The organism is Phyllobacterium sp. P5_D12 (genome assembly GCF_054049495.1).
Genome location: NZ_JBFUMG010000764.1, coordinates 1 through 1,650 on the forward strand (window position 1 = coordinate 1; position 1,650 = coordinate 1,650).

Consider the following 1,650-nt stretch of genomic DNA (forward strand, 5'->3'; position numbering starts at 1 on the left):
GTGTTCGCCGCTCCCTATCATGTCCGGGGGCAGGCCGATCATATGGGTCTGGTTCTGGATTGCGGAAATCGGTACACCAGCGGCGATGCGGCCCATGACCGGGATGCTGATGACCGTCGATGCGCTTGTATCGTCGGAGGAACGCGCCTGCGGCCGGGCAGGGGCGACATTTCGGCCAAGGCTTCCCTCGATGACACTCGGCGAGAATTTCCGTTGGGCGTTGAGGCCGGGAGCGATGGAGTCCGGCAGGCGCAAGACCTCCAGCGCTCTCGCACGGTTTGCAAGCCGACGAATGAAGCCGCGCTCTTCGAGAGCAGTGATCAACCGGTGGATGCCGGATTTCGACGCAAGATCCAATGCATCCTTCATCTCGTCGAACGAAGGTGGGATGCCTGTCTCCTTCAAACGCTCGTGAATGAAGAGCAGAAGTTCATGTTGTTTACGCGTGAGCATCGGCGATCCTTTGCGTGGAATCGGAAAAACAAAACCAGAACAAACACTATCTGTTCCAGTTGTGTTCCACAAGGATTAATATGTGGTGTATAGAAGCCCAGAAAGGCGGGTCAGCTGCTACTTAGCCGGAATAACCGGCGGGCCGCTGGATTGGCGTAGAATAAGCTCAACCGGCCAAACTTCGTGGATAGTTTCCGGTGGTTCGCCATCAAGCAAGCGGACAAGCATTTCTGCAATCCGCGTACCTGCCGTTCTTATCGAAGAACGTGTCGTCGTCATCGCCGGAACCATGTTGCTTGCATTGAGGTAAGGAAAGACGTCATCATGGGCGATGATCGAAACTTCCTTGCCAAGCTGGTAGCCCTTGGCACGGATTGCGCGGGAAACGCCCAACGCTGTCATCATCGATCCTGCGAGAATGGCGGTTGGATGAGGCTTCAAGGACAGGAAACGCTGCGTTTCGCGGAAACCGATCTCGTCGGAAAAACAGTCGTGCACGATGAAATGCGGGTCGATCGAAATACCGCGTTCGTCAAGCGCACTACGATAGCCTTCCTCACGGTGCTCCGAGAAGGTGAAACCCTTGAGACCATCGATCATGGCAATGTGCTTGTGGCCAAGATCGAGCAGATGCGACGTTGCTTGATAGAAGGCACCCCTGTTGTCGATATCCAGCCAGGCGTGCGGTGCATCTATGTTTGTCCGCCCGTGAAGCACAAACGGAAATTGCGCTTCGGCAAGCATGGCAACGCGTTCATCGACAAGGGAAGGGTGCGAGACAATCATCGCGTCGACGCGCTTGCTGGAAATCAGACGCCTATAGGCGGAAATCTCGTCATTGTTGATCAGGGGGGTGATCAGAAAATCGATTTCGTCACGCGAGAGACGCTCTGCAAGGCCGGACAAGAACTCGCTGGTATGCGGGCCGAAACGCTCGCTGCTGTGAATAGGCACGACAATTCCAATCGCGCCGACACGGCCCATGGCCAGGCGCCGCGCATTGGCGTTGGCGCTATAACCAAACTTGAGGGCCGCCTTGTTGACCCGCTCCCTTGTTGCCTCGTTGACCTCCGGATAGCCGTTGAGTGCGCGGCTAACCGTCGTCTGCGAGAGGCCAAGTTGTTCGGCCAGTTCCTTGAGTTTCATATCAGAGGATCCAAGAGTGCTAATTTCAGTTTATCAGACGACGTTTAGAGC

General features: G+C 55.8%; 2 protein-coding genes. Both read right to left on the reverse strand.

The genetic code is table 11. From position 1 onward, the window contains the following. A partial coding sequence (locus ACXJ5O_RS26180; protein WP_457302457.1) for a LexA family protein occupies positions 1-453 on the reverse strand: 453 nt, incomplete at its 3' end. 117 nt (positions 454-570) lie between these two features. Continuing rightward, complete coding sequence (locus tag ACXJ5O_RS26185) at positions 571-1,599, reverse strand: substrate-binding domain-containing protein (RefSeq protein WP_457302458.1); 1,029 nt, start codon at positions 1,597-1,599, stop codon at positions 571-573. Between the last annotated feature and the right edge of the window lie 51 nt (positions 1,600-1,650).